We start from the raw sequence: 2,351 nt of genomic DNA on the forward strand, positions 1-2,351 counted from the left end.
CGCCGCAGGCCGCATCGATCTCGGCCAGCATGGTCGCAAGCATCGCGTCGCTCGGGGCGCGGGCATCGATGGAGAAGCGCACCTCGCCCGGAATGACATTGACGGCGCCCGGTACCGCCGCCACGCGCCCCACCGTCGCGACGCCGCCCTCATGACGCGCGCCGATGGCTTCGATCGCCGCGATCATCTCTGCCGCTCCCGCGAGTGCATCCCGGCGCAGTCCCATCGGCACCGTGCCCGCATGGCCGGCTTCGCCACGCAGCACGCAATCCGCCCGATAGGCGGCGGCGATGGCGGTGACGATTCCGACCGGCAGATCGGCGCGCTCCAGCACCGGACCCTGCTCGATATGCAGTTCGAGATAGCCCAGCGCCTGCACCGGATCGCGGGCGAGTTGCCCGATCAGCGCCGGATCACCGCCGAAATCCCGCAGCGCTTCCGCCAGGGTGACGCCATCGCCGTCGCACACGTCGAGCCAGCGCGGATCATAGCCACCGGCAATCGCCCGGGTGCTCGACAGGCTGGTGGGAAAGCGCACGTTCTCTTCGTCGCCGAAGGCAAGAATCTCGATCGCGAAAGGCAGCGTGGCGCCCCGGCTTGCGAGCGCCTCGACCGCGAGGATCGCGGCAACGACCCCGAGCGCCCCGTCGAAACGTCCGGCATCGATCACCGTGTCGATATGCGACCCGCAATACAGGACGGGCCCGTCGGCGGGTCCGTAGCGACCCACGACATTGCCGGCCGCGTCGATATGCGCTGCGCAGCCTGCCTCCTCCATCCAGGCGCGCACCTGTTGGGCGGCGCGGCGATGGGCCGGTGAGAGATAGAGCCGGGTCAGATTGTCCGGCGCGTCGCTGATCGCGCCGAGCGCGTCGAGCATCACCATGGCGCGCTTGCCCGAAGCCGTGACCTCGAATCCGTTTCCGCTCATCGGCATCCCCTCGCTGCCTGCCGAAGCCAAAGCCGCCGGCGCGGCCCGATGATCGTCGGGTTAGCATGACGGAATGGGCTTGTCAGGCGCAAGGCCACATCCGGCAAAGGCCGCCCGGTCCCGGCCCCGGCAGAAACGGTTCATCGAAAATGGGAACGGGAGGATTGGCGATTTCGTAAAGTTTCAAGATCAGGCAAAATGAAATCAGCCGTGCCCTAGAATTGATTTTTTCAGAAATTTGCCAATTCCTCCAGCGATTGCTATGTCAATCACCATGCTGAAATCAACCGTGGAGGCCGATATGGCGCACGAAAGTGCCTATCTCGACAATATCTATTCTGTGGATGGCGGTGAGGAAATGCGCCGTTATTATGACGATTGGGCGAAGAGCTATGACGCCGATCTGGTCGATAACGATTACCGCACCCCTGCGCGCTGCGCCGAAGCGCTGGCGCGTCATCTGAGCGACAAATCCGCTCCGCTTCTCGATTTCGCCTGTGGCACCGGCATGTCCGGTGTGGCCCTGCGCGAAGCCGGTTTCACACGGATCGACGGGATCGACATTTCACAGGGGATGCTCGACATCGCCCGCGAGAAGAACGCCTATCGCGACCTTTGGGTCTGCGATCCGGACACACCCTTCGATGAGCGCGCGCGCGGCTACGCCGCGATCGCCGCGGTCGGCGCAATCGGCGCTGGAGCCGCCCCTGTCGATGCGATTGACGGGGCGCTTGCCGCACTGGAACCTGGTGGTCTGTTCGTGGTCTCGCTGAATGATCACACGCTCGGGGACCCGGCCTTCGAGGCCCGGCTGCGCGCTGCCGAGAAGGCCGGCGCGATCACCATTCTCGAGGATGCGCACGGCCCGCACCTTCCCGCAATCGGGCTCGGTGCGAAGGTTTATGTGGCACGCCGCACCTGATCGGTCGCATCCGCACGAGACGCAAACGTCGCCCCGTCATCCGAGGATGGCGGGGCGTTTCGTTGAGGGAATGGCATTCCGACACGGCGCGGATTGCCGAACTTGCACGACGCTGGACGGGGGAATACGGTTTTATCCCATGCCGAAATGCCGCAAACAGACGGCCAAGGCTTGAAAGACTTCCGGGAGGATAACGCATGAAGACCTATGGCCATTTCATCGGGGGCGAACATGTCGCGGGCAAGTCGGATCGTTTCTCCGACGTCTACGAGCCCATGACCGGCGAGGTGCGTGCCCGCGTGGCGCTGGCCGGGACTGCCGAGTTGCGTGCCGCCGTCGAGAATGCCAAGGCCGCCCAGCCGGCCTGGGCCGCCACCAACCCGCAGCGTCGCGCGCGGGTGATGATGAAGTTCATCGATCTGCTGCATCGCAACTACGACGAACTCGCCGAATTGCTCGCCCGCGAGCACGGCAAGACGGTCCCCGATGCCAAGGGCG

General features: G+C 65.1%; 3 protein-coding genes. 2 read left to right on the forward strand and 1 reads right to left on the reverse strand.

The annotated features are described in order from the left end of the window. A partial coding sequence (locus tag VKP01_RS00625; RefSeq protein ID WP_324409709.1) for a Zn-dependent hydrolase occupies window positions 1–931 on the reverse strand: 931 nt, incomplete at its 3' end. 301 nt (window positions 932–1,232) lie between these two features. Between VKP01_RS00625 and VKP01_RS00630 the strand changes: the two genes are divergently transcribed. Together VKP01_RS00630 and VKP01_RS00635 are read left to right on the forward strand one after the other, a co-directional pair. Beyond that, window positions 1,233–1,853 carry a class I SAM-dependent DNA methyltransferase gene (locus tag VKP01_RS00630; protein WP_324409710.1) on the forward strand — a complete coding sequence of 207 codons (621 nt, stop codon included), beginning with the start codon at window positions 1,233–1,235 and terminating at the stop codon, window positions 1,851–1,853. Between the two features lie 197 nt (window positions 1,854–2,050). Beyond that, window positions 2,051–2,351: aldehyde dehydrogenase family protein (locus VKP01_RS00635; protein ID WP_324409711.1), on the forward strand; the 301-nt coding region annotated here is incomplete at its 3' end.

It is taken from the genome of Saliniramus sp. (assembly GCF_035311605.1).
Taxonomy (GTDB): Bacteria; Pseudomonadota; Alphaproteobacteria; order Rhizobiales; family Beijerinckiaceae; genus Saliniramus.